The sequence below is a fragment of the Shewanella sp. BF02_Schw genome, from assembly GCF_014596695.2.
In the GTDB taxonomy this organism is placed as follows: Bacteria; Pseudomonadota; Gammaproteobacteria; order Enterobacterales; family Shewanellaceae; genus Shewanella.
This window is the reverse complement of sequence record NZ_JABKAW020000008.1, coordinates 191,997-214,813: the sequence shown is the minus strand read 5'-3', so window position 1 is coordinate 214,813 and position 22,817 is coordinate 191,997. Positions and strand designations below refer to the sequence as shown.

General features: G+C 41.4%; 21 protein-coding genes. 11 read left to right on the top strand and 10 right to left on the bottom strand.

The window, feature by feature from the left end:
- Positions 1-661 precede the first annotated feature (661 nt).
- On the bottom strand, positions 662-892 hold the full coding sequence (locus tag HNW13_RS21885; protein WP_101087475.1) for a hypothetical protein: 231 nt from the start codon (positions 890-892) through the stop codon (positions 662-664).
- 371 nt (positions 893-1,263) lie between these two features.
- On the opposite strand from HNW13_RS21885, the gene HNW13_RS21880 reads away from it, so the two are divergent.
- Entirely contained in the window at positions 1,264-1,710 is a 447-nt protein-coding gene (locus tag HNW13_RS21880; protein ID WP_101087476.1) for an Hsp20 family protein, read from the top strand.
- A gap of 141 nt (positions 1,711-1,851) precedes the next feature.
- Here HNW13_RS21880 and soxR read toward each other — a convergent pair whose 3' ends face one another.
- Positions 1,852-2,292: a redox-sensitive transcriptional activator SoxR gene (soxR, locus tag HNW13_RS21875; protein WP_192116145.1), complete on the bottom strand. Its 441-nt coding sequence runs from the start codon at positions 2,290-2,292 to the stop codon at positions 1,852-1,854.
- A 97-nt stretch (positions 2,293-2,389) separates the two neighbouring features.
- Here soxR and HNW13_RS21870 point away from each other — a divergent pair, with 97 nt between their 5' ends.
- Positions 2,390-2,812, top strand: coding sequence for a VOC family protein (locus HNW13_RS21870; RefSeq protein ID WP_208062954.1), 423 nt, complete (start codon positions 2,390-2,392; stop codon positions 2,810-2,812).
- A 101-nt stretch (positions 2,813-2,913) separates the two neighbouring features.
- Here the strand turns inward: HNW13_RS21870 and pepE are convergent, their stop codons facing one another.
- Positions 2,914-3,621 (bottom strand): dipeptidase PepE, encoded by a 708-nt coding sequence (gene pepE / locus HNW13_RS21865; protein ID WP_192116143.1) that lies wholly within the window; start codon positions 3,619-3,621, stop codon positions 2,914-2,916.
- A 268-nt stretch (positions 3,622-3,889) separates the two neighbouring features.
- Here pepE and htpX point away from each other — a divergent pair, with 268 nt between their 5' ends.
- Positions 3,890-4,753: a protease HtpX gene (gene htpX / locus HNW13_RS21860; RefSeq protein ID WP_192116142.1), complete on the top strand. Its 864-nt coding sequence runs from the start codon at positions 3,890-3,892 to the stop codon at positions 4,751-4,753.
- Between the two features lie 300 nt (positions 4,754-5,053).
- Positions 5,054-7,573: an EAL domain-containing protein gene (locus HNW13_RS21855; protein ID WP_192116141.1), complete on the top strand. Its 2,520-nt coding sequence runs from the start codon at positions 5,054-5,056 to the stop codon at positions 7,571-7,573.
- A gap of 67 nt (positions 7,574-7,640) precedes the next feature.
- Here HNW13_RS21855 and HNW13_RS21850 read toward each other — a convergent pair whose 3' ends face one another.
- Entirely contained in the window at positions 7,641-8,003 is a 363-nt protein-coding gene (locus HNW13_RS21850; RefSeq protein WP_242445174.1) for a hypothetical protein, read from the bottom strand.
- Positions 8,004-8,066: 63 nt separating this feature from the next.
- Entirely contained in the window at positions 8,067-8,330 is a 264-nt protein-coding gene (locus tag HNW13_RS21845) for a hypothetical protein (protein ID WP_101087482.1), read from the bottom strand.
- Between the two features lie 136 nt (positions 8,331-8,466).
- Here HNW13_RS21845 and HNW13_RS21840 point away from each other — a divergent pair, with 136 nt between their 5' ends.
- The 5 genes from HNW13_RS21840 to HNW13_RS21820 all read left to right on the top strand — a co-directional run bounded on the left by HNW13_RS21840 (position 8,467) and on the right by HNW13_RS21820 (position 13,877).
- Positions 8,467-9,963 carry an ATP-binding protein gene (locus HNW13_RS21840; protein WP_192116140.1) on the top strand — a complete coding sequence of 499 codons (1,497 nt, stop codon included), beginning with the start codon at positions 8,467-8,469 and terminating at the stop codon, positions 9,961-9,963.
- Positions 9,964-9,965: 2 nt separating this feature from the next.
- The gene (locus HNW13_RS21835) at positions 9,966-10,670 is read left to right on the top strand and encodes a response regulator (protein ID WP_059745107.1); all 705 of its coding nucleotides are present in this window, start codon (positions 9,966-9,968) and stop codon (positions 10,668-10,670) included.
- A gap of 749 nt (positions 10,671-11,419) precedes the next feature.
- The gene (locus tag HNW13_RS21830; RefSeq protein WP_101087485.1) at positions 11,420-12,292 is read left to right on the top strand and encodes a 6-carboxytetrahydropterin synthase; all 873 of its coding nucleotides are present in this window, start codon (positions 11,420-11,422) and stop codon (positions 12,290-12,292) included.
- 127 nt (positions 12,293-12,419) lie between these two features.
- Complete coding sequence (locus HNW13_RS21825; RefSeq protein ID WP_192116150.1) at positions 12,420-13,244, top strand: M23 family metallopeptidase; 825 nt, start codon at positions 12,420-12,422, stop codon at positions 13,242-13,244.
- Positions 13,245-13,472: 228 nt separating this feature from the next.
- The gene (locus tag HNW13_RS21820; RefSeq protein ID WP_192116139.1) at positions 13,473-13,877 is read left to right on the top strand and encodes a GFA family protein; all 405 of its coding nucleotides are present in this window, start codon (positions 13,473-13,475) and stop codon (positions 13,875-13,877) included.
- A 176-nt stretch (positions 13,878-14,053) separates the two neighbouring features.
- Here HNW13_RS21820 and HNW13_RS21815 read toward each other — a convergent pair whose 3' ends face one another.
- Entirely contained in the window at positions 14,054-15,673 is a 1,620-nt protein-coding gene (locus HNW13_RS21815) for an NAD(P)/FAD-dependent oxidoreductase (RefSeq protein WP_101087488.1), read from the bottom strand.
- Positions 15,674-15,878: 205 nt separating this feature from the next.
- Between HNW13_RS21815 and HNW13_RS21810 the strand changes: the two genes are divergently transcribed.
- Positions 15,879-16,544 carry a DUF3047 domain-containing protein gene (locus HNW13_RS21810; protein WP_192116138.1) on the top strand — a complete coding sequence of 222 codons (666 nt, stop codon included), beginning with the start codon at positions 15,879-15,881 and terminating at the stop codon, positions 16,542-16,544.
- Between the two features lie 68 nt (positions 16,545-16,612).
- Here the strand turns inward: HNW13_RS21810 and cls are convergent, their stop codons facing one another.
- Positions 16,613-18,067: a cardiolipin synthase gene (gene cls / locus HNW13_RS21805; RefSeq protein WP_192116137.1), complete on the bottom strand. Its 1,455-nt coding sequence runs from the start codon at positions 18,065-18,067 to the stop codon at positions 16,613-16,615.
- A gap of 262 nt (positions 18,068-18,329) precedes the next feature.
- Between cls and HNW13_RS21800 the strand changes: the two genes are divergently transcribed.
- Positions 18,330-19,196 carry an endonuclease/exonuclease/phosphatase family protein gene (locus HNW13_RS21800; RefSeq protein ID WP_192116136.1) on the top strand — a complete coding sequence of 289 codons (867 nt, stop codon included), beginning with the start codon at positions 18,330-18,332 and terminating at the stop codon, positions 19,194-19,196.
- Positions 19,197-19,507: 311 nt separating this feature from the next.
- Here HNW13_RS21800 and HNW13_RS21795 read toward each other — a convergent pair whose 3' ends face one another.
- The 3 genes from HNW13_RS21795 to norV form a co-directional block, all read right to left on the bottom strand.
- Positions 19,508-19,843: a DUF1971 domain-containing protein gene (locus HNW13_RS21795; protein WP_101087492.1), complete on the bottom strand. Its 336-nt coding sequence runs from the start codon at positions 19,841-19,843 to the stop codon at positions 19,508-19,510.
- Between the two features lie 260 nt (positions 19,844-20,103).
- Positions 20,104-21,249 (bottom strand): NADH:flavorubredoxin reductase NorW, encoded by a 1,146-nt coding sequence (norW, locus tag HNW13_RS21790; protein WP_192116135.1) that lies wholly within the window; start codon positions 21,247-21,249, stop codon positions 20,104-20,106.
- A complete protein-coding gene (norV, locus tag HNW13_RS21785) occupies positions 21,246-22,742 on the bottom strand; it encodes an anaerobic nitric oxide reductase flavorubredoxin (protein ID WP_192116134.1) in 1,497 nt (498 codons plus the stop codon). Before norV ends, norW begins: the two co-directional genes overlap by 4 nt.
- Positions 22,743-22,817: the final 75 nt, after the last annotated feature.

Here is a 22,817-nt window from a genome sequence, read left to right as displayed (position 1 = left end):
TTTTTACGTCTGCAATTTATAGTGTAGAGTTTGTTATTGGCCAAAACATGACAGCAGTTTGTCGAATATGCCCATGTGTGAGTAGGTCATTTTCAGGCGCCTAATTGACTCGAAAGAGTAGTGATAAGCCCGTTACTAACGTAACGGGCTTTTTTACGTCTGCAATTTATAGTGTAGAGTTTGTTTTTGGCCAAAACATGACAGCAGTTTGTCGAATATGGCCATGCGTCCCCTTCGGGGATAAAAGAGTAGGTCATTTCTAGGCGCCTAATTGACTTGCAAGAGTCGTAAAAAAGCCCGTTACTAACGTAACGGGCTTTTTTGTGTCTGCAATTTATAGTGTAGAGTTGTTTTTGGCAAAACAAGTCCTCAGAAATAAGCCTTAAGCAGTGTGGCCAATATGCCTATGCGTGAGTAGGTCATTTCCAGGCGCCTAATTGACTTGAAATAGTCGCGAAACAGCCCGCTATCATATAGCGGGCTGTTTTGTGTAAAAAACAATATGTAGCCCTTAACTCTCCATAATGACCGCAATCAAAGAGCTCGCTTATTTCGATGGCATTAATTAAATGGCTATTTAATATAAGCAACTTTATGAAATCAACAATACCACTCAATACACTCAATAAGGTGGCGTTGTTTAAGATTCTCTCTGACAGTGTTACGCGTTATTTATTTTTTGCTTTAGGTCATAAGCATCGTCGGTAACAACACGTTCAAGTACTTCAATTCGTTGACGCAGGGCGTTAATTTCATCATGCAGTGCTTTATTGTTAGTTTCTTGTTCTGCAGTCGTATGCGATTGTCTTTGCTTCAGCTTCATTATAGTGACAATAAAGCTGCCTAAAATGGCCAGAATAGGAATTAATAATGCCAATGTTGGTGGGTTCATAATGTGTCCTTAATTGTTTCTATTTATTGTCTATTATTGTGACGTTTTCAAGCAGAAATACTAGTGACAAAAGTCATCATTGTGAAATGAACACCAACTTATTCATTATGTTATAAATTAGTTGTTATCTTAATTATTGATTATAAAGTCTATTTTTTATTTTAGGTTATTAGTAACTCACTTTTTTATCCATTGCACTTGATATAGCGCCAGTGGTCCATATATCTAATTCTGTAGCAGGAGAGAATCATGAAATGCTCGATTGAGGTTTCAGTAAACTTGCTACCACAGTGCCGTAAGGGCTGTGAAAACTAAACACCACAAACAGACTGTGGTCATTTTTACATATTGCTTTAGACAAGGGTATGAACATGCGTAATTTTAATATTTCTCCAGATTTAACACCTCTTTATCGTAGTGCTATTGGTTTTGATCGTTTAGCACAACTTGCTGAACATGCTGCAGCTAACAATAGCAACAGTGGTTATCCTCCTTATAATATTGAACTTTTAGGCGAGAATCGTTATCGGATCACCATGGCCGTCGCGGGTTTTTCTATGCCAGAACTCGATATTATGAGTGAAGGTGAAAAACTATTAGTAAAAGGTAATAAGACAGCTACAAGTGATGAACGTAAATATTTGCATCAAGGGATTGCTGAGCGTGGTTTTGAGCGCACTTTTCAATTAGCAGATCATGTACGAGTAATCGGTGCGGAATTAGAACACGGCTTATTAAATATTGATTTAGTACGTGAAATTCCAGAAGCAATGAAACCTCGTAAAATTGATATTGTTGCTACCAACACCCTTAGTTAAGGCGTTATTGTGAATTAATACGATTGATGGCTTAGGTGTTAATAGCATTTAAGCCATATTCTCAACCTTGTAGTTTATCTCCCCCCAATTTAGCCAATTGCTTACACCTAGTTTGTTATCAAACTAGGTTTTTTGTATTCATCATTTATTCAAAAGCACTGGGCCAGGGCCTTGATCTGCAAGAATATCGTTAGGATTATACAGTGGGCAATTTTTCATCGATAAACAACCACAACCGATGCAACCTTCGAGCGAATCTTTCAATTTTTGCATCTGGGTTATCCGCAGCGTAAGTGATTTATTCCAAACATTTGATAATTCTGCCCAGTCTTCTTTAGTCGCTGTTCGTTCATTGGGTAAAGCAGCAAAAGCATGCTTGATATCATCCAACGATATCCCTAATTGTTGCGCAGCTTTGATGAGCGATATTCGCCTGATAACGTCTCGTGTATAACGACGTTGATTACCATTATTGCGCCAACTGCTGATGAGACCTTTTTGCTCATAAAAGTGAATCGCAGAGATATTTATTCCACAACGCTTAGCGACTTGGCCAACACTAAACTCAGTATCTACTGACATTCAACCCCCGAATTTTTTATCATTTTGGCAAAAATAGTACTTTACCTCAAGTTAACTTTAGGTTTTAAGCTGTGTTGCATTAATCATAAGGAGATAAGTGATGCGATTAGAACATTTAAATCTAGTAGTTAATGACTTAGATGAATCATTAGTATTTTATAAAGCGGCCTTTCCACACTGGCGAGTGCGTGGTGGTGGTGAGTCAGTCTGGCATGGTACGCCACGGAAATGGCTTCACTTTAGTGATGATTATCATTATTTATCGTTAAATGATTCTGGTAGTGGCGAGGTGCGCGATCTTAAAAGTAATGCATTGGGTTTGGCACATTTCGCTTACGTTGTGGACAATATTGATGCATTAGTTGCTAGGTTGTCACAAGCGGGTTTTGAGGTGGCGATTATGGGCAGACACGACCCTTTTTATAAAAGCCGTTACTTTATTGATCCGAACGGATTTGAAGTTGAGTTTGTTGAATACTCAACGGATATTCCTAGTGAACGAAATCAATACGGTGGTTAGTAACTTATCAATATGCACCATTGGGCTTATAGAGTAAGCCCAATGGTTTTGATCAAAATCGATTATCAACAAAAGCCATAGTTTAATAGCAGGTTAGCTAACTAAAGGTAGTGTGATAAGTCGCTGTTAGCGGTAAGCTCAACTTCTTGTTGTTTACCGTGGAATAAGTAAGCTGCCTCATTACCAATAAGGTGTAATTTATCGCCTTGGCGCCATAGCGCGCTACCTTCTTGGATTCCGATCACCGGTGTCAGTGGATCGACCATGGTAAACTCTAACAGTCGTTGCGCACGTGTTTCACCATTATGGCCTGGCATTTGGTAATTGGTGTAATGCGGATTTAATTGGAATGGCAATATACCCAATGCGGTAAAAGAGGGCGGCTCGACAATTGGCATATCATTGGTGGTACGAATACTGGCTCCAGTAATGTTTGATCCCGCACTCCAACCCACATACGGCATGCCATTTTCTACTTTTTCACGAATTAAATGTAGCAAGTCGTAGCGATATAATTCGTTGAGCAATTGGAATGTATTGCCACCACCAACAAAAATGCCTGCAGCATCTTGAATGGCTTGTTTTGGGTCTGCAAACTGATGAATGCTACTAATGGTAATTGGCAGAGGTTCAAGCGCTGTTTGTACTTTTGTTAAATACTCATCATAACTTACACTGACGCCAGCATAAGGAATAAACAGCCATTGTTGTCCTGGTTGAGTGAGTGGACGAATAAGCTCAACGGTATGGCTTAGATATGTCGAATTACCGACCCGTGAGGCACTCAACATTAATGCATTAATGGGCATAAAAAGTCCTTTTTGGTTTTAGTTTTTGACAGTTTATCAAAGATTAATCATTGCCGACACAGAGTTTGTTTTTGTAGTCTATTTTTCAGTTTCAATTAATCAATTCTCCCTAGACTCTGCTCGCGTGAATTTCAAGACGATGTTTTATCAAGTTAAAAAAGAGTCATAAATCTTTTTTAATATAACTAAGCTTGAATTTTCATTTTATGGACATATTATGTCTGTAGTAACAATCGTAAATCGGCACTTTTGCCATACAGGAGCTTAAATGAAGCGTATATTTTTGTTGATTGCAACCAACTTTGCCATCTTACTGGTTGCCTCAATTGTAATGTCTATTCTTGGGGTTAATACCTCAACGATGGGTGGACTGTTAGTATTTGCTGCCATTTTTGGTTTTGGTGGCTCGTTTATCAGTTTAGCCATTTCAAAATGGATGGCGAAGAAAACCATGGGCTGTGAAGTTATTACGCAACCACGTGACAGTATGGAACGTTGGTTAGTTGAAACGGTTGCACGCCAAGCTGAAAAGTCTGGTATTAAGATGCCTGAAGTGGCTATTTACCAGTCGCCAGAAATGAACGCATTTGCAACGGGTCCAAGTAAAAACAATGCGCTTGTTGCTGTGAGTTCTGGTTTGCTTTACGGTATGACTCAAGATGAAATTGAAGGTGTACTTGCACATGAAGTGAGCCACGTGGCGAACGGTGACATGGTGACATTAACCTTAATCCAAGGTGTGGTGAATACTTTTGTTATTTTTGCTGCGCGTGTTGTTGCTGGCATTATTAACAATTTTGTTTCCAGTAATGACGAAGAAGGTGAAGGCCTAGGTATGTTCGCCTACATGGCTGTAGTATTTGTACTTGATATGCTATTCGGTATTTTGGCATCGATTATCGTAGCTTACTTTTCACGTATTCGTGAGTTTAAAGCTGATGAAGGCGCGGCACGTTTAGCAGGCAAAAATAAAATGATTGCCGCATTAGAACGTTTACGTCAAGGGCCTGAATCTGGCGCTCTGCCAGCACAAATGTCAGCCTTTGGTATTAATGGTAAACGTTCAATGGCTGAGTTAATGATGAGCCATCCGCCACTAGAGAAGCGCATCGCTGCATTAAAAAATAGTTAGTATTCATGCCTTTATCATCCTTTTATAGTGACATTCTATTAAGGAGCCTTTTGGCTCCTTTTTTATTTATTGGGTTAGGTTATGATTGAATATGCCCTATTAATCGGGTAATTATAGTTAACTAATAGTATTAATCGCTCGAATCGATTGCATTTTGTTGTTTAATCACAGCGTATAGGATAGGTTCTGATGTATAGTTAGACTCGGCACTTATATTCATAACACTACTTGTTACAGTATTCATACATATTGAGTATGGCTCGTTTAACATGGTCTATTAAACATTATCAGGATCTTAATATGCTTAAAAAAGCTATTTCTCAAGTACAATTAAGAGAATGGCAGCTAGAAATAAATGATATTTCTGCCGAGTTTCGTCTTACCATCATGTTTTACCAAATTAATGCTGAAAACAGTATTGAAGCTATTTGTACCAGCCAAGGTATTGATGACAATACCCAGCGACAGCATCAAGATAGCTTGTTACAACATCTTAAAGCGGCAGATGCTCAAAGTGTCCAAACGGTAGACAAACATGTTACCGTTTATCATCAGCCTATTCGTTCATCTAAAGGTCATATCATCGGTGTGATCACCTTTAGTGACAAAGCTATCGAACCATCTCAGCAAACATTATTTAAGCCCTTGTCGGCAATGCAAACACGCATAGCGGATATGCTAAGTAATGCCATTCGTTATTATATCAATTCCTTAGCTGTTGATTCTAATGCATCTGAGTCTGTGTCGCTCGATGTTGATTTACAGTCATTTATTGATGCTTTTGATGAACATATGTGGGTTAAAGATGCTAACGGACACTATGTAGCGTGTAATAAAAGTGTTGAGCGAGCTTGGCGAAAGTCTACAGAACAAATTGTTGGCAAAACCGACTTTGACCTTTTTGATCAACGCACTGCAAATGAATTTATTGAGAGTGATAAATTAGCCATCAGTAATGGTTCGACTGTAGTGGTGTCTGAATGTGAAGAAGTTGATGTTAATTTTAATAAGGTCTGGCTCGAAACCATTAAAGCGCCCATTTATAATACCCAAGGTCAATTGACCGGGGTAATAGGGATGACTCGCAATATTGCCAAACACAAAGAGGCGCAGGATCAACTCATATTAGCCGCCAATGTGTTTCAAAATGCAGTCGAAGGGGTAGTGATAACAGACAGTAATGGCAATATTACCGAAATTAACCAAGCGTTTACTGATATTACCGGTTACAGCCGCGAAGAGGTTATAGGCCAAAATCCTAGAATGCTGAGTTCAGGTCGCCATCCTAAAAGCTTTTTTGAACGATTGTGGAATACCTTATTAGTCCAAGGTAAATGGCATGGTGAAATTTGGAATCGCCGTAAGCACGGTGCTATTTTTCCGCAAGCGATAACCATCAGTGCTGTATTCGATAAACTCAATATCATTCAGTATTATGTTGCCGTATTTGCCGATATTTCAGCGCAAAAACAAAATGAAGAAAAGCTGAAAAACTTAGCCTATTTTGATCCGTTGACACAATTGCCTAATCGGATGCAATTTATGTCACTGCTAGAGCAAGAGGTGAATCACTCTCACCGGGCTAAAAAGCAGCTGGCTATTGTGTTTTTAGATATCGATTTCTTTAAGCACATTAACGACAGTTTAGGCCATGTTATTGGCGACGAAATTCTGGTTGAATTGGCTAAACGCTTATCTTACGCTTTATCTGATTTTGACGTATTAGCACGTTTAAGTGGTGATGAGTTTGTGGTCATGTTGCCGAGCATTATGGGAACTGATTCTGTAACGTCATCGGTTGACCGTATTCGCAGTGTATTTGAACGCCCATTTATATTGGACAATACCCAATCTGTACGCCTTACCGCCAGTATGGGAGTGGCGATATACCCAAGTGATGGTGATGATCACGACAGCTTATTACGTAATGCCGACGCGGCAATGCACCGAGCCAAGTTAGATGGGCGAAATAATTATGCCTTTTATACTGAGTCGATGACCAAACAGGCTGTAGCGCAATTAAAACTGCAAACAGCATTGCACCAAGCGCTGGTGAATGAAGATTTTTATTTAGTTTATCAACCTAAGTTGAAACTGTCTGATCTGTCTCCTAGTGGCTTTGAAGCGTTAATTCGTTGGTCTGATCCTGTCTACGGCAATATCTCTCCAGCAGAGTTTATTCCATTAGCAGAGAAGATTGGTTTAATTTGGGATATAGGTTTGTGGGTATTAAAGGCCGCTTGTTTACAAGGGGTTGAATGGCTAACCCAAGGTAAAATGTTTGAACGCATTTCGGTAAATGTAGCCAGCTTACAGCTGCAAAGAAATGATTTTGTCGATAAAGTGCGCTCGATTTTATTGGAAACGGGATTACCGGCCAAACATTTGGAATTAGAAGTCACCGAGTCTTGCATGATGAATGATCCAGACGCGATTATTCGTGATTTGAAATTGCTTGGCGCCATGGGCATTGCCTTGAGTATTGACGATTTTGGTACCGGATACTCATCTCTCAATTATCTCAAAAAGTTACCAATTGATAAGTTGAAAATCGATCAATCTTTTGTACGTGATATCCCTCATGATGCAAATAACACTGCGATTGCTAAAGCGGTTATTACACTGGGGCATGCATTGAATTTGCAGATTATTGCTGAAGGTGTGGAAACTATCGATCAAGCAGATTTTCTGCGGCTCAATGGCTGTGATTTGGTTCAAGGGTATTTGTACAGTAAACCGCGATTGCCACAAGATCTTAACGAGTTTTTACCGATATTCCATAACCGTATTAACCTGGCCACTGATATTAAATTAAAGTAAATAAAATAGCAGCTTACACAATTTGCAAGCTGCTTTTATATCACGATTACGACTTTTTAATGCTGTATTAAGCGTAAATATCTACGTTCACAGAGGTTGAATTACTGTTAGCCGTTGCGGTGTTATCACCATTATAAATACTGCTCAATGCCTCAAAGAAAATACTGCCGATGTCCTCGTCAGTTAATCCATCTGTAAGTGGTTTTAATTCATCTAACATAGACTTCAACGACTCTTGCTGCTCGTCGGTCAATGATGACAACATGTCTGTGGTTAATTGCTGTTGATCATCAGACAAGGTCGATACCGCTGTATCTAGCCCAGGCGGGACACCGCCTTTTGGTGGCGGCGGGCCATCAGGACGCGGAGGTCTTTGTGTGTTTTCGGTCGATGTCATTTGCATCGAAGTATTACCACTCGTCACTTGCATATTTACTCCTTAGATATTCTCTGTAATCTATTTTTGATGAAACTACCTAGCAACATATTATTGTTAATTACGTTGTTTTGGTGGTTGTTTCATATCGTCAGGACCATTGGCAGGTACAGCGACAAGCTCGCCATCGATAATTTGACAACTTGCTTCAAGGGTGTCTCCCCGCGGGGTGTCAAAACTAACCTGATCATTTTCAACACTGTTAGCACACGCTTCAACAGCTTCTTTAGGTGGCTTTCTATCATGCGGGTTAGCATTAGCAGCGAAAGATGCTAATAACAGAAAGCTAAGTAGACCAATACTGATTGGCTTAAGAGTCATAGTGACACTCCTTGGTTAGGTAACTAAAGGTAATATAACCTAACAATGTGGAGTAATTGTGCAGAATTGGAGGAGATTTTTATCAGTTATTTATCGCGACTAGTTTATGCGTATATAGCTGGTTATAATGTATTTTATGCAAATATCTCAAAAGCTTTTCTTGGCCTTCGTTGGCCTAACCAGTATTGTACTTATCGCCACGTTATCGTTAGCGAGGTGGAGTTTTGACCAAGGTTTTTTAGACTATATCAACGGATTAGAACAAGAACGTTTACAGCATTTATCGAATGAACTATTGACACTTTATGCGGCTAATCCGGAAGCACAAACCGATCCATCAGTAATGACAGATCAACAATCTACACAAGTGTGGCAGTCGATTAATCAAACAACATTAACACAAGCCATTTCGCTTCACGCTCCATTTCCAAAAAGAAATAGACCCGGCGACGGGGCAAGACCGCCAAGACCTGCAGGTGATAATCGTCCTCCAATGGGACCTGAACGACGTTTAGGTCCTCCTAGGCAACGGCCACCTTTTTCACCACCTTCTGGTCCACCGACGGGGTTATACTCAGCAGAACAACAGTTTATTAGCGGCGTTGATATTGGCAATGTGGATAACCGGATTAGCTTAACCTTGTTATTCAACGATCGTATAGTAGGCTATTTATACAGTAGCCCTATTCGTGAAGTTGAATCGTCTTCAGCTACCGCATTTTCTCAGCAACAACGTTGGACCAGTATCGGAATCGGTTTATTGTGTTTACTGCTTGCCAGTGCAATTGCTTGGTGGTTGTCACGTTTTCTACTGATCCCCGTTAAACAAGTTATGCTGGGAGTATCGTATTTATCTCAAGGTAATTATGATGAACGCTTATCACCTCAGCGTGCAGATGAGCTGGGTCAATTAATGACCAATATTGATCATCTCGCCATGACGCTATCGAAAAACCGCAGTGCTAAAAATCGTTGGTTAGCTGATATTTCTCATGAACTGCGCACGCCATTGAGTATTTTATGTGGTGAGATTGATGCGATTAAAGCAGGGATCAGGACGTTCGATAACACACAGCTGAACTCACTCGAACAAGAAGTGTTGCGCATGAAGCACTTAGTCGATGATTTGTATGAACTGTCTTTATCTGATGTTGGTGGACTCCGATATCATTTTCAGCGGGAGAACGTCAGTGAGTCTCTACACAGCACGCTTAATAGCATGGCTACCAGCCTACAAGATAAAGGCCTAACGCTACAAAGTCAGCTCCAGCCGGGGGTGTATTTATCTGCCGACGTGCTTCGGCTTGAACAGCTATTTATTAATTTACTAATGAATTCTATGGCTTACACAGACAGTCCTGGGGTAATTGATGTGCGATTGTCACAACAAGCCAAAATGATGATATTAACCATCAATGATACTAAGCCCAGTGCCAGCATTGAAGAGTGTGAACACCTGTTTGAGCCATTGTATCGCCAAGACAGTGCCCGCACACGCCGTGGTAGTGGTGCAGGTCTTGGTTTAACCATCTGTAAGAATATTGTCGAAGCGCATGATGGCACCATTAAGGCCGTCCCATCACTATTGGGTGGGCTTTGTATTGAAGTACAATTACCTATGCACAGGGAATGACTATGAGTGGACATGTTCATCAACAACCATTGACCATATTAGTGGTAGAAGACGAGCCTAAAATAGCGCAGATTTTAGTCGACTTTTTAACCCTTGAAGGTTTTAACACCTTGGTACAACACGATGGTCGTGATGTAATTGAAACCATTAAGTCTCAACAAATTGACTTTATGATTCTAGATTTGATGTTGCCCTATAAAGACGGTTTAACCATTTGTCGTGAATTGAGGCAATTTTCAATGCTGCCAGTGCTAATGTTAACGGCGCGGGTAGATGAAATTGACCGCTTAATGGGCTTAGATATCGGCGCAGACGATTATGTGTGTAAGCCATTTTCGGCTAGGGAAGTCGTTGCTCGGGTAAAAACGATTTTAAGGCGAGTCGAAAATACTCACGGCAGTCAAAGCGAGCAGGTTATTCGTTATAAACATCTACAAATCAATATCGAACGCTTTAAATGTCAGGTCGACCAACAAGACGTAGAATTAACCCCTGTTGAGTTTAGATTACTGCATACTTTGCTAAAACGGCCAGGTGTGGTTCACTCTCGAGATAGCCTCATGCAGGTGTGTTATGTCGACGATCGTATTGTGAGTTCACGTACCATTGACAGTCATGTGAAAAATCTACGACATAAGTTAACCCAAGCCAGCCAACAAAAGGAGTTACTGCATTCCATTTATGGTGTGGGTTATAAGGTAGAGTAATGCTGCATTTTATTGGTAAGTCTATTTTTACGTTTTAAAGCCGTTTCATAAGCATCCTAATGCAATGGGTAAGCTTAGTAGCTGGCGATTAATGTGTATTACTGATCGGCTTTAGTTTCGGCAAAACTCCTTTAAATCTGCACTATTTTTGCGCTTTTGATTGCTAACATCACTATACCTAATGCTCCTAGCTGTCTGGATTAACAAGGAATAGTTTTTATGCCGTCACTAATTTTATTATTACTGCTGTGTTGTCAGATTTTTCTGACCATTACGTTGGTCGTAGTATTTATTGGTGGTTATCAGGAACCATCATAATTTGACCTTAACGCCAGAGTCTCTTGTTAACCTTTCAAGTATCCACGCGAATCATTTTCTAAGTGTTTTATAAAATGCTCAGCATTTTGTTGTTGCTGTTCCCCTAGCAAGATTATTATCCGATTCAGGTGCATTGCAGCAGCTTTATCGATTTATTACATTTATCTACGATGTTTACTCGCTCAAAGCGTGGCTTTTGTTTAGAATGTCGTTGATATCATTTAGGGTATCAACGTGGTCTTGTGCTGGCATTGAATATACTGGCGCGTTATTACTCATCACTAGCAGAACGTGGCAATTAACCCGTGAATGTTAGACTAAGAGTTGATAGTCGGATAAATTCCGATCACGTAAGATAGACCTTCCACTGGCATGCGCCGTTAGGAATACATTTATACTGAGGTGGACTGTTTTTCTGCCTAGGAGCATTAATGCAACTGTTTGTAAAAGATTTAACCGTTATCGATTTCTCTTACCTTTGTCCTGTTCGTGGCATGGTTGGTGAAAGCTGGATTGTCGATGTGCTATTAGATGGCGGCCTAGATGAGCAAAATATGGTGCTCGACTTTGGCAAGGTTAAACGCATCATCAAAAACACCATTGATGATGTAGCCGATCATCGCTTGTTAATCCCTACTGCGTGTAGCGAAGTGCGCTGGCAGCAAAAAAGCGACCGAGTTTGGATGGATTTTAGCAGTGAAAAAGGTGACATACATTTAGCATGTCCTTCACAAGCATTTGCGCTTATTCCTACAGAAGTGATTGACTACCAAAGCGTTAATGACTTTTTGAAAAAAGCCTTACGTGAAGTGTTACCTGAAAATGTCCAAGGCATCAGCCTCACATTGCGCAGCGAAGTGCTCGATACCCCGTTTTACCATTACAGCCACGGATTACGTAAACATGACGGTAACTGTCAGCGTATTGCGCATGGTCATCGTAGCCCGGTAACCGTATTTGAAAATGGTATTGCAGAGCCGAAATGGGACCAATACTGGGCAGAACGTTGGCATGATATTTACCTCGGCACTGAAGAAGACTTAGTGTCAGTGAAAACACTAGAGTTGTCGAAGCAGACTAAAATCAACGACGAAACTCATTTTGGTTTTCACTATGTTGCACCTCAAGGTGATTTTCAATTAGCGATGCCTAAGCATTGTTGTGACTTAATTCCTCACGACACCACGGTTGAGATGCTAGCTGAATACATGGCAAAGACATTGGCAAGTCAAGCGCCTGAAAGTCATTTTAAAGTTATCGCTTACGAAGGTATTGGCAAAGGGGCCATTGCGGTAAGAGGTTAATCAAGTATTATTAATGGGCTGCCTTAAGGTGGCCCTTTTTTTTATGTTTTTTGGCGCTATTAACAAGGAATGCGTTTCGATTATGTTATTAAAAAATACCGTTTTAAAATCGATATCAACAGCTGCAATGCTGGTGGTCAGCTTTTGCGGCTTAAGTGCTAATGCGATTGCCGCTGTGACATTTCAAGGCCAGTTTGAACAAGGTGCATTAGTGCGCGGCGCAGTGCCGGTCGGCAGTAAAGTATTACTTAATGGCCAATCGGTAAAGGTCACCCCAAACGGTCAGTTTGCCATTGGGTTTGATAGAGATGCTAAGTCAGAACAAGTGTTTAAAGTCATTTATCCAGACGGATTAACAGAAATTAAGCCGTTAACCATAGCCGCACGACAATACCAAATTGATCGGGTCACAGGCATCAGCCAAAAAATAATGAAACCGGATCCAGTTGCCCAAGCCAGAGCGGCAAAAGATGCCAAACAGACTCGCGCTGCCAGAGACTTATTTAGTCAACAACAGGCATTTATGCAAACATTTATTTGGCCGGTTACTGGCAGAATTTCAGGGGTTTATGGCAGCCAGCGGGTATACAACGACGTACCAGGTAATCCGCATTTTGGTGTTGATGTTGCCCGTCCAACAGGCACGGTAGTGGTTGCGCCAGCAGATGGTGTTATTACGTTAGCTGAGCCAGATATGTTTTATTCTGGTGGCACAGTGATTATCGACCACGGTTATGGTGTTAGCTCTACCTTTTTGCACCTGAGTAAACTGTATTTAACCGTTGGTGATAAAGTTGTGCAGGGTGATAAGGTCGCTGAAATTGGTGCCACCGGTCGAGTGACTGGCCCGCATTTAGATTGGCGCTTAAACTGGTTCCAAATGCGTTTAGACCCTGTCTCGATTGTACCGTCAATGGCGACAGTACTGGCAGCGGAGAAAGCGGCAAAATAGTGTTAAGCCATATGTTAGGGTTTCGGTATGACGATTGAACCGGAACCCTTTATTCAATGGTAATGCTATTCGCTTGATAACTTGCACTTCATACGTCCTGAACTCACCACAACGTCAACGCTATTTGCCTCACTAAACTGATGATGTTGAAACGTTTTCTCACTTTAAGCGCCAAACTTATATTGAACGACTAAATGCTTATCGTCAACATCACAAAGGGCTCTGGTTATGATCAAGCAAGTGGGTAATACCGTTATTGAGTTAAAGCACAAAGCAACATGTCATTGTGGTGCCGTTGAACTCGAGCTCACTTTACCCAATGGTATCGAAAATCCACGACGCTGTGATTGTTCAATTTGTCGTAGAAAAGGTGCGATTGCTGGGTCTGTTAAACTGGATGGGATCAGGGTGGTAAAAGGTCAAGATGTGTTAACGCTTTATCAATTTAACACCAATACCGCGAAACATTATTTCTGTTCTCATTGTGGTATTTATACTCATCATCAACGTCGCTCAAATCCAACAGAATACGGTTTTAACATAGCTTGTTTAGACGGTGTTAATCCATTTGATTTAGGTGATGTACAAACGAGTGATGGGGTAAACCATCCATCAGACCGAGACGTTGTATAGCAAATGGTAAGGCATGTTAATAAAAGGCATTAGGTATTGTATTTCCATCTCTGAGTATCTAATAGAAAACCTCATCATGAATGGCTCTGAATTTGAAAATAAATCTAATGTTATTGTTGCGATGAAGCAATAAACAGAGCATTCAAATATGATTGCTCTGTTTATTAAAGATGGATTTAACTGTTTGTCATTTCTTTAATCATGTCTAATGCAACGGCTTCTGCAATACTGATACCGTCAATACCCGCCGATAAAATCCCGCCAGCATAGCCGGCGCCTTCACCTGCAGGATATAAACCTTTGGTATTAATGCTTTGGAAATCGGCACCACGTTTAATTTGCACCGGTGAAGAGGTACGAGTTTCAACGCCGGTTAACATGGCATCTTTACTGTCAAAACCACGAATTTTTTTACCAAATGCAGGAATGGCTTCACGAATAGCATCGATAGCGAATTGCGGTAATGCATCGCTTAAATCGGTCATTTTTACGTTGGGTTTATAAGACGGCTCAACGTTTTCAAACGGTTTACCAACACCTGCAGCTAAAAAGTCACCGACCATTTGCGCTGGAGCATCGTAATTGCTGCCGCCCATGATATAGGCGTGGCGTTCCAATTTACGTTGTAGCGCAATACCTTGAAGTGGATCGTTGTCAAAATCACTCGGATCAATGCCAACCACAATGGCACTGTTGGCATTACGTTCACTACGCGAATATTGGCTCATGCCATTAGTCACTACCGCATGTTCTTCAGACGTCGCCGCCACAACCACACCACCAGGGCACATACAAAAGCTGTAAACACTGCGACCACTTTTGCAATGGTGGACTAACTTATAATCAGCTGCACCTAACATTGGGTGACCCGCGTTAACGCCAAAGCGATCTTTATCAATCATTTCTTGCTTATGTTCAATACGAAAGCCAATCGAAAATGACTGCGCCTGCATATACACGCCTTTATCATGTAGCATTTGGAAAGTATCACGGGCACTGTGACCAATCGCAGCAATAACATGTTTAGAATGCAGTACTTCGCCATTTCTCAGGGTGACACCAGTCACTTGACGGTCAGTAATGTTGATTTCATCTACGCGGGTTTCAAAGCGAATTTCACCGCCTAATCGGATTATTTCGCGGCGCATTTTTTCCACCATGGTGACCAACTTAAAGGTACCTATGTGTGGTTTACTAACATAAATGATTTCAGCTGGTGCACCCGCAGCGACAAATTCTTGTTTGACTTTTAAGCCTTTAAATCCGGGGTCTTTAACTTGGCTATATAACTTTCCATCCGAGAATGTGCCAGCGCCACCTTCACCAAATTGTACGTTTGATTCAGTGTTTAACTCACTGGTACGCCAAAAGCGGAAGGTATCTTTAGCGCGTTCGTGGACAGATTTTCCACGCTCTAAAATAATCGGTTTAAAGCCCATTTGTGCCAACATAAGCCCAACAAACAAGCCGCATGGTCCCATGCCTATTACCAATGGACGTTCCGTTAAGCCTTCTGGAGCAGTCGCGACATATTTATAATCGGTATCTGGCGACACGCGGATATTATGGTCGTCAGCAAGTGATGCCAATAACGCGGCTTCGTCTACATTGGCTAATGTCACATCTAATGTATAAATTAACGAAATTAAATTCTTTTTACGGGCATCGTAGCCACGCTTAAACACATGTATATCAACCAGCTGATCCGCTGAGATAGAGAGCCTTTGCAATACGAGTTGTTGCAGCGCATCTTCATTATGGTCGAGAGGCAATTTTACTTGGTTTAAACGGATCATGATTTACCTAAAAAGAGACTTAAAAAACAGCGCGTAGTTTACGTGATTTAACCTTAAAATGAAATTATCTATTGATGGTACTTGCTCTATGTCATGCTGTATTCTTTACCTTCATGATTAAATAGTAAAACCGATCACCCAGTTTAGCTCACTCTAGCGGGTGAACTCAGTGTGATACAAGCGAGTAGGGCGATAGGAAGTGAATATGTTGCGATGGATTATATTTCTTTATAGCGTAACAGTTTGTGTGAACGTGCAAGCTGCAACCAATGTGACTTTATTGAGTGATAACGGGATTGAGAGTTGGACCTCCAAAGTATTCTCTGGTGAATCAATTTACAGCGTTGGAGACTATAAAGGGCGCCTAGCGCTAAAAGCACTTAGTCACCATTCCGCGTCAGGCCTGGTGCTAGAAAAGCAAATTGACCTCATTGCAACGCCTTACCTAAACTGGAGTTGGTTAGTTGAAAAGACGCTGCCGGAGTTAGACGAGCGAAGTAAAGCTGGTGATGATTTTGTGGCGCGAGTTTACGTGGTTATTGATGGTGGTTTTATGGTATGGAACACCAAATCATTAAACTATGTTTGGTCGAGCAATCAAGCCAAAGGCTTGGTTTGGAACAACGCTTTTGCTGGCTCAAGTGTTAAAATGATGTCTGTGCGAGGACAGCAATCGCAGCAAAGTCAGTGGTATGAAGAAAAACGCAATGTGTATCAAGATTTGATTGAAACATTTGGGGATAAAGGCAGTGAAAAAGCTAACCGCAAAGCGTATCAATACATCGATATGATTGCGATTATGACCGATACCGACAACAGTGGCAAAGATGCAGAAACGTATTATGGCGATATAATATTTACTGAAAAATAGCAACTGATCAACCTGCATTTACTGGTGCTTAGCGACCTAGCAAAGTCGCATTAATTTTTACTTTATCATTAAAGTAGTGGGCTAAATAAGTAAAAAAACTGCTCGACTAATCGTTTAACTAACGGTCTTTTACGCCACTGGCGCGCATCCATTTTTATCGAATTAGCCATATATTGATGTTGGACTTCACTAAGCGATTGAGTGAATTCTAAATTTTCAACAGAAAGAGTCACTTCAAAGTTAAGCCATAGGCTGCGCATATCAAGATTAACTGTGCCGATTAGACTATGGTGCAGGTCAATGACCACTGACTTTGTGTGCAGTAAACCGCCACGAAAACGATGAATATTGACACCTGCATTCAGTAACTCGCCAAAGAAAGATCTACTGGCCCATTCCACCATCATTGAGTCGTTTTTATCGGGTATGATTAAATTCACCTCCACACCCCGTAATGATGCGGCGGTCAATGCAAACAGTAGGTTTTCACTGGGGACAAAATAAGGGCTAGTGATGGTGATGCTGTGTTTTGCTTGATAAATACTGAGCAATAAAACTTGTTGGATCATATCCTCAGGCATACCGGGTCCTGATGGAATAACTTGAACCATGTCGGATGGTTCCTCGTCGTGCGGATGGCATTGTGGCGGTTCGGGTAACATTCTCTGGTCTGTTTCGGTTTCCCAATCCCAGGCGAGAATGCAGTTAAGCACTGGTACACTGGAGCCGGTAATTCTCACCATGACATCAACCCACTCACCAACACCAGCGCTTTGCTTAAAATATTTGGGATCGACTAGATTCATTGAGCCGGTATAACCGATTTGGTTGTCTATCACGACTATTTTACGATGAAGGCGAAGATCTAAACGGCGGAAGATCATACGTACAAGAGAAACAGACAGTGCGGATACCAAATTTATGCCAGCTTCACGCATTTTTTTTGGCCACTTACTGTTAAAAAAGGTTCGACTTCCTGCAGCATCTAATAATATTCTCACTGCCACATCGCGTTGAGCAGCTTGAATAAGTGCTTGGGCAACTTGGTCAGCAAGCCCACCAGGATGCCAAATATAGAACTCTAAATGAATCGAGGTTTGCGCTTGTTGTATGTCTTCAATCAGGGTTGTTAAAATCGTTTCGGCGGATGATTTAAGTGTTAGTTGATTATTGGCTAACGTAGGAATGCCCAGACGTTTTTCACATAAATGGCTTATGGGAATCGCGTAATCACTTAAGTTGTGAGGACGATATTGCTGAATGGCAAACAGTCGACGAAACCATTCCCGATAGGGGCCGTACATCTCTTTAGCTCTCACGGCGCGGGTTTTACCAAGGTTCATCTCGCCAACGAGGAAATAAAGGAAAATACCTAAGATGGGGACAACATAAATAAGCATCATCCAAGCTAAGGAAACACCAATAGATCGCCGTTTATAGACAATACGCGTGGTGATACCAGCAATGAGCAGCCAATAAGCTAATACGCTGATTATCGTTAATATTTTATAAAGCTCAACCATAGCTAGCCAGTGTATCAATCATGTAGAAAAACATGCACTTATCATATCAGGTTTTCAATCGGTATGGTCTACAGTCATCCGTCTGTACGGCTGGGTATATCAAACAGTTTGTTTTATTATAAAGACTCTGGTGCTATTCAGTTTAATGCGAACCAAACGCTAGCATCACTTTAAGTCACTTTTAGTCATTTTCAGATAGCCCTCCCAAAACGAATAGAGGTATTCATCCATCGGTATTTTTCGCTCAAAGCCAACATCGACCTTGCAGCATAAGCGTAAACTGCTTGGGCTTGCTCGATGGGGAAGTCTGGTTATCGTCATATTGTTGATGATGACAGTTGTGGTTGTGCCAAAATTTGTGCATTTAGCCACAGAGCCTCAAGTGATTAATAATGAGCAAGAGTCGTTTGCTGCACAATGTGTAAAAGCCACACCTATCGCTAAATTGGATACTGATGGCCAACTGGCGGTCGCGAGCTGGAATGTTTATAAACAGCAAAATGCTGGCTGGCAAACGCTGCTCAGTCAGTTAGCTAAACAACATCAATTATTGTTGCTGCAAGAGGTGAAGTTATCTGACGAGTTTCAGTTGTGGCGCCAACAACATCACCAACAATTGGCGATGGTGCAAGCATTTAGCCAAGACCATATACCACTAGGGGTGATGAGCTTGTCTCAAGTTGCTGCGAGTGAAAGTTGCGGTTATTTGACGGCTGAACCCCTAATACAGTTTCCCAAGTCGAGTTTGTTAAGTTATTTCCCCTTATCGAATGGTGAAACTTTGCTGGTGGCTAACTTGCACAGTATTAACTTTGAGTATGATCTAGACAGTTATGCTGCGCAGTTACAGCAGCTACTACCAGCGTTAAGTGCTCATAAAGGACCGATAATTTTCGGCGGGGATTTAAATACTTGGCGTCAAGCCAGATTATCAATGTTAGCCTTGATGACAAAGAAATTAGGGCTAAAAGCGGTGATCCCCGCGGATGACAAACGCACAACCGTGATGGGCTATCCAATTGATCACCTTTATTATCGAGGACTAACTTTAGAGTCATCTCGGGTCATTATGACTAAAAGCTCAGACCATTATCCTTTGTTAGCGCAATTTAGATTAGGCGAAAGTTAACGCTCATAGTTTATGACGGCTATTAACTGATTAAAGTTGTGTTAAAGGTCATAAAGACCGCATGGGCTCGCTCAAGATTAATTGATTGGTGCGGCTGACAGGCACATCAATGTTAAAATCGATTCACAGTCGTTTTTCAATTCGAGTAAAATAACCTTTAACGATTTAATGTGTGTTTTGTGCAAGTTAAAACGATAAGAGCATAATACATTATGATCTTATCGTTAATTAACCCGCTGATTAAACGACTATATCAGTAGCTTGATATGTCTCTCAATATTGATTTTTTTATCTGCCACAGCTTCAATTAATTATTTCTTATTAAACATCGCTTGGCCGGTTTTATCTTTTTCAGACCAGAAATTAAGATTGAACTGGGCATCAGGGCTTAATTCAATACGATGCCAGTACTCTGGTGGGCTAGTGGCAAATTGGCCTGCTTTGATCACCACTTTTACTTCTGGTTCAGTTGCTTCGCTGTCTGCAAAACCAAAATACGTGACCACACCTTCCATTACACATAACTGGCCGAATACACCTTCGGCGGTATTGTGGTGAGTCAGTAGCGCATCAGGCACATTTTTAGTGGTGAAAAATGGCGTAGAGCGTTGAATTGTCCAGTTTGCTGGGATACGTTGATGAGACATAATGTTCTCCTAAATAACCTGAACTCGGGATAATAAACGCCTTTCAAACAGCCCTTTGCCCTGCTAACTGCGTTGAATCGACTTACAATAGGCTAGCTATTGACGCGTCAATTCGCCTTGTTCGCATAACCAATGACAAGCTTGAAAGTGAGGAGGGTTAACATGCTGATTTTAAATAGCATAAGTTCATCCCTTATCCCAAATTCAGGTTAAGTTGATTGATGAGTAGGCTTTATGAGTAAAGCCTACTCGATAAAATACTAAAGACTTGCTGGTAAGGCTCTGAGTAGCGGGAAGGTATTGTTCATGTGGCCTTCTGTTACCACAAAACCGATTATCTGTTTTTGCTCATTGTACGCTTTTACTGAGCAACCCAGAGCATCAATATCAACCTGCCACGATGCAACGTCAATTACGGTATTCCCGCCTAATTGAATGGGCATTTGCGGTGTTTTAACTTTGACTAACATAGCCGGTAGTTTCAAATCTGTCGGTTGGCCTAATAAGGTTTTCGCTAACGCATTGGCGCTTAACATAATGGGCTGCAAGTAGGACATCACCTTACCATTGATTTCGGCGCAATCTCCTAAGGCATAAACATTGTTCGCTGAGGTTTGCAGTTGCAGATTAACCTCTAAGCCATTATTGACTTTTAATCCTGACTTTCGTGCTAAGCCAACATTAGCCTTTAATCCCGCAGCTGAAATAACACAATCGACAATATGGGTATTACCACAACTGAGTGTGGCACAAATACCTGATTCAGTTTTGTTTAGCGAACTAATGGTACGGCCAAACTCAAATACAACACCGTTATCGACCATCTTCTTTTGTAAAATACTGGCGACTAAATCTGGCAGCATGGTTGCCATCACGCCGTGACTTGGATCAACCACCACGACGTTTTTACCGCTGCGATTAAGATCCATGGCTATTTCAGTGCCGATAATACCCGCGCCAATAACCAAAACACGTTGTGCATTTTGTAGTTGCAGCTGCGCATTATTAAACTCACTAAGACTGTTTAAGGTGACCACACTGTCTGTTGCGTTACCAAGCATTGATGGCACAAAGGTTTTTGCTCCTGTTGCTAGCACCAGTTTTGTATAAGGGTAAGCAACACCTTCAATAAACACCGCTTGCTGTTCACTATCAATGCAATCAACCTTGGTAAAAGCATGCAGAGTAATATTATTCTCGGAGGCAAACTCTTGTGCAGTAAGGCGGATTAAGTCCGCACTGTTTTGCTTGTTACTAAATACATGGCTCAAGTCCGGTTTATTATAATCGTGGCCTTCATCAAGGGTGAACACGGTTATCGGTAAATGCTTATCTGTGCGTCTAATGGTTTTGATTAGTTGATATGAGCCAAAGCCGCTACCGATGATAATGATGGGTGCGCTCATGATGCTTTCCTCTCAGCGATAGGGACAAAAACATCTTTGCCAAGGCCGCAATCTGGGCAAAGGAAAAAGTCTGGCACTTCGCTCCACGGTGTACCTGGTGTTACATCTTGATTAGGCTCACCCAATACTGGCTCATATACCCAATTACACACAGTGCAGAGCATATTTTGTGAATCACTCATTGCCGTCGCTGTTGTACATGTCGGTTTGGTTGCTTGAGTTGGCTTAGTGGTTACAGTGGCTTGAGCGCTCTTAGCTAGCGATGCCGGTGAAATGGATTTTACATTACTTAAATCATGCCATGCCCAGCTTTTAGCTATCTGGCGACCGTGCTCACGGCATTCGCGCATCGCTTTACCATCTGGTCGCCATTTTGCTTTTAAGCCGACAATGGTTTCAAATCCGGCATCTGTAAGACGGGTGTGAATACGGTCAACGGCGCCGCCGTTCCAGCCATAACTTCCAAATGCACCGGCTTTTTTATCTTTAAAGCGCAGGCCTGTGATCTCTTCTAGCATTCCCGCGACTTTCGGCATCATGATATTGTTCATGGTTGATGAGCCTACCAAAATACCTTTGGAGCGGAACACGTTGGCTAATATGTCATTTTTATCATGACGGGCCACGTTAAACACTTTAACCGACACAACAGGGTCAACGTCGTGGATGCCTTGAGCAATGGCATCGGCCATCATGCGGGTGTTATTAGACATCGAATCATAAAAAATGGTGATTCTGTCTTCCTGATAGTTATCTGCCCATTGCAGATATTGATGAATAATCTGTGCTGGGTTGTCGCGCCACACTACGCCATGGGCGGTAGCAATCATGTCAACGGGCAGGTTAAAGCTTAGCACCTCGTTAATTTTGGCGGTAACCAGCGAGCTAAACGGGGTTAAAATATTGGAATAATAGCGTAAACATTGATCCATCAATTCAATTTGGTCTACTTCGTCATTAAACAAATGCTCATCGCAGTAATGTTGACCGAACGCATCATTGCTAAACAACACAGCATCTTCCGTTAAATAGGTCATCATGCTGTCAGGCCAATGCAACATCGGAGTTTCAATGAACACCAGCTGCTTACCGTTACCAATGTCTAAGGTATCGCCGGTTTTAACGATATTAAAATTCCACTCTGTATGGTGATGTAAGCCAGTAATAGAGTCGATAGCATTTTCGGTACAGTAAATCGGGGTATTAGGAATTTTAGCCATTAAAGCCGCTAAGGCACCTGAGTGATCTTCTTCCGCATGGTTAATGACGATGTAATCAATCTTATCGAGATCAATTTCCATCTCAAGGTTTTGGATAAATTGCAGGCTGAAACGATGGTCAACAGTATCGATTAAGACATTTTTCTGTTCACGAATAAGGTAACTATTATAACTGGTGCCTTTGGTGGTTTTATATTCAGTACCATGGAAGTCCAATATTTCCCAGTCACGTTGTCCAACCCAATCGATGTTATTTTTAATGTGAATTGTCATATGTACACCTGTAATAAATTAGAAGTTAAAGTTGATAGAGATATTTCAAAAGTTAACTTCGTTATTGCAGAGTGC

Coding starts and splice junctions, on each gene's coding strand:
- HNW13_RS21840 (WP_192116140.1), top strand. CDS start 8,467: ATGCAAATATCTCAAAAGCTTTTCTTGGCCTTCGTTGGCCTAACCAGT.
- HNW13_RS21820 (WP_192116139.1), top strand. CDS start 13,473: ATGATCAAGCAAGTGGGTAATACCGTTATTGAGTTAAAGCACAAAGCA.
- HNW13_RS21885 (WP_101087475.1), bottom strand. CDS start 892: ATGAACCCACCAACATTGGCATTATTAATTCCTATTCTGGCCATTTTA.
- HNW13_RS21850 (WP_242445174.1), bottom strand. CDS start 8,003: ATGCAAGTGACGAGTGGTAATACTTCGATGCAAATGACATCGACCGAA.
- htpX (WP_192116142.1), top strand. CDS start 3,890: ATGAAGCGTATATTTTTGTTGATTGCAACCAACTTTGCCATCTTACTG.
- HNW13_RS21795 (WP_101087492.1), bottom strand. CDS start 19,843: ATGTCTCATCAACGTATCCCAGCAAACTGGACAATTCAACGCTCTACG.
- HNW13_RS21830 (WP_101087485.1), top strand. CDS start 11,420: ATGCAACTGTTTGTAAAAGATTTAACCGTTATCGATTTCTCTTACCTT.
- HNW13_RS21815 (WP_101087488.1), bottom strand. CDS start 15,673: ATGATCCGTTTAAACCAAGTAAAATTGCCTCTCGACCATAATGAAGAT.
- HNW13_RS21855 (WP_192116141.1), top strand. CDS start 5,054: ATGCTTAAAAAAGCTATTTCTCAAGTACAATTAAGAGAATGGCAGCTA.
- HNW13_RS21825 (WP_192116150.1), top strand. CDS start 12,420: ATGCTGGTGGTCAGCTTTTGCGGCTTAAGTGCTAATGCGATTGCCGCT.
- norW (WP_192116135.1), bottom strand. CDS start 21,249: ATGAGCGCACCCATCATTATCATCGGTAGCGGCTTTGGCTCATATCAA.
- norV (WP_192116134.1), bottom strand. CDS start 22,742: ATGACAATTCACATTAAAAATAACATCGATTGGGTTGGACAACGTGAC.
- soxR (WP_192116145.1), bottom strand. CDS start 2,292: ATGTCAGTAGATACTGAGTTTAGTGTTGGCCAAGTCGCTAAGCGTTGT.
- HNW13_RS21845 (WP_101087482.1), bottom strand. CDS start 8,330: ATGACTCTTAAGCCAATCAGTATTGGTCTACTTAGCTTTCTGTTATTA.
- HNW13_RS21835 (WP_059745107.1), top strand. CDS start 9,966: ATGAGTGGACATGTTCATCAACAACCATTGACCATATTAGTGGTAGAA.
- HNW13_RS21880 (WP_101087476.1), top strand. CDS start 1,264: ATGCGTAATTTTAATATTTCTCCAGATTTAACACCTCTTTATCGTAGT.
- pepE (WP_192116143.1), bottom strand. CDS start 3,621: ATGCCCATTAATGCATTAATGTTGAGTGCCTCACGGGTCGGTAATTCG.
- HNW13_RS21810 (WP_192116138.1), top strand. CDS start 15,879: ATGTTGCGATGGATTATATTTCTTTATAGCGTAACAGTTTGTGTGAAC.
- cls (WP_192116137.1), bottom strand. CDS start 18,067: ATGGTTGAGCTTTATAAAATATTAACGATAATCAGCGTATTAGCTTAT.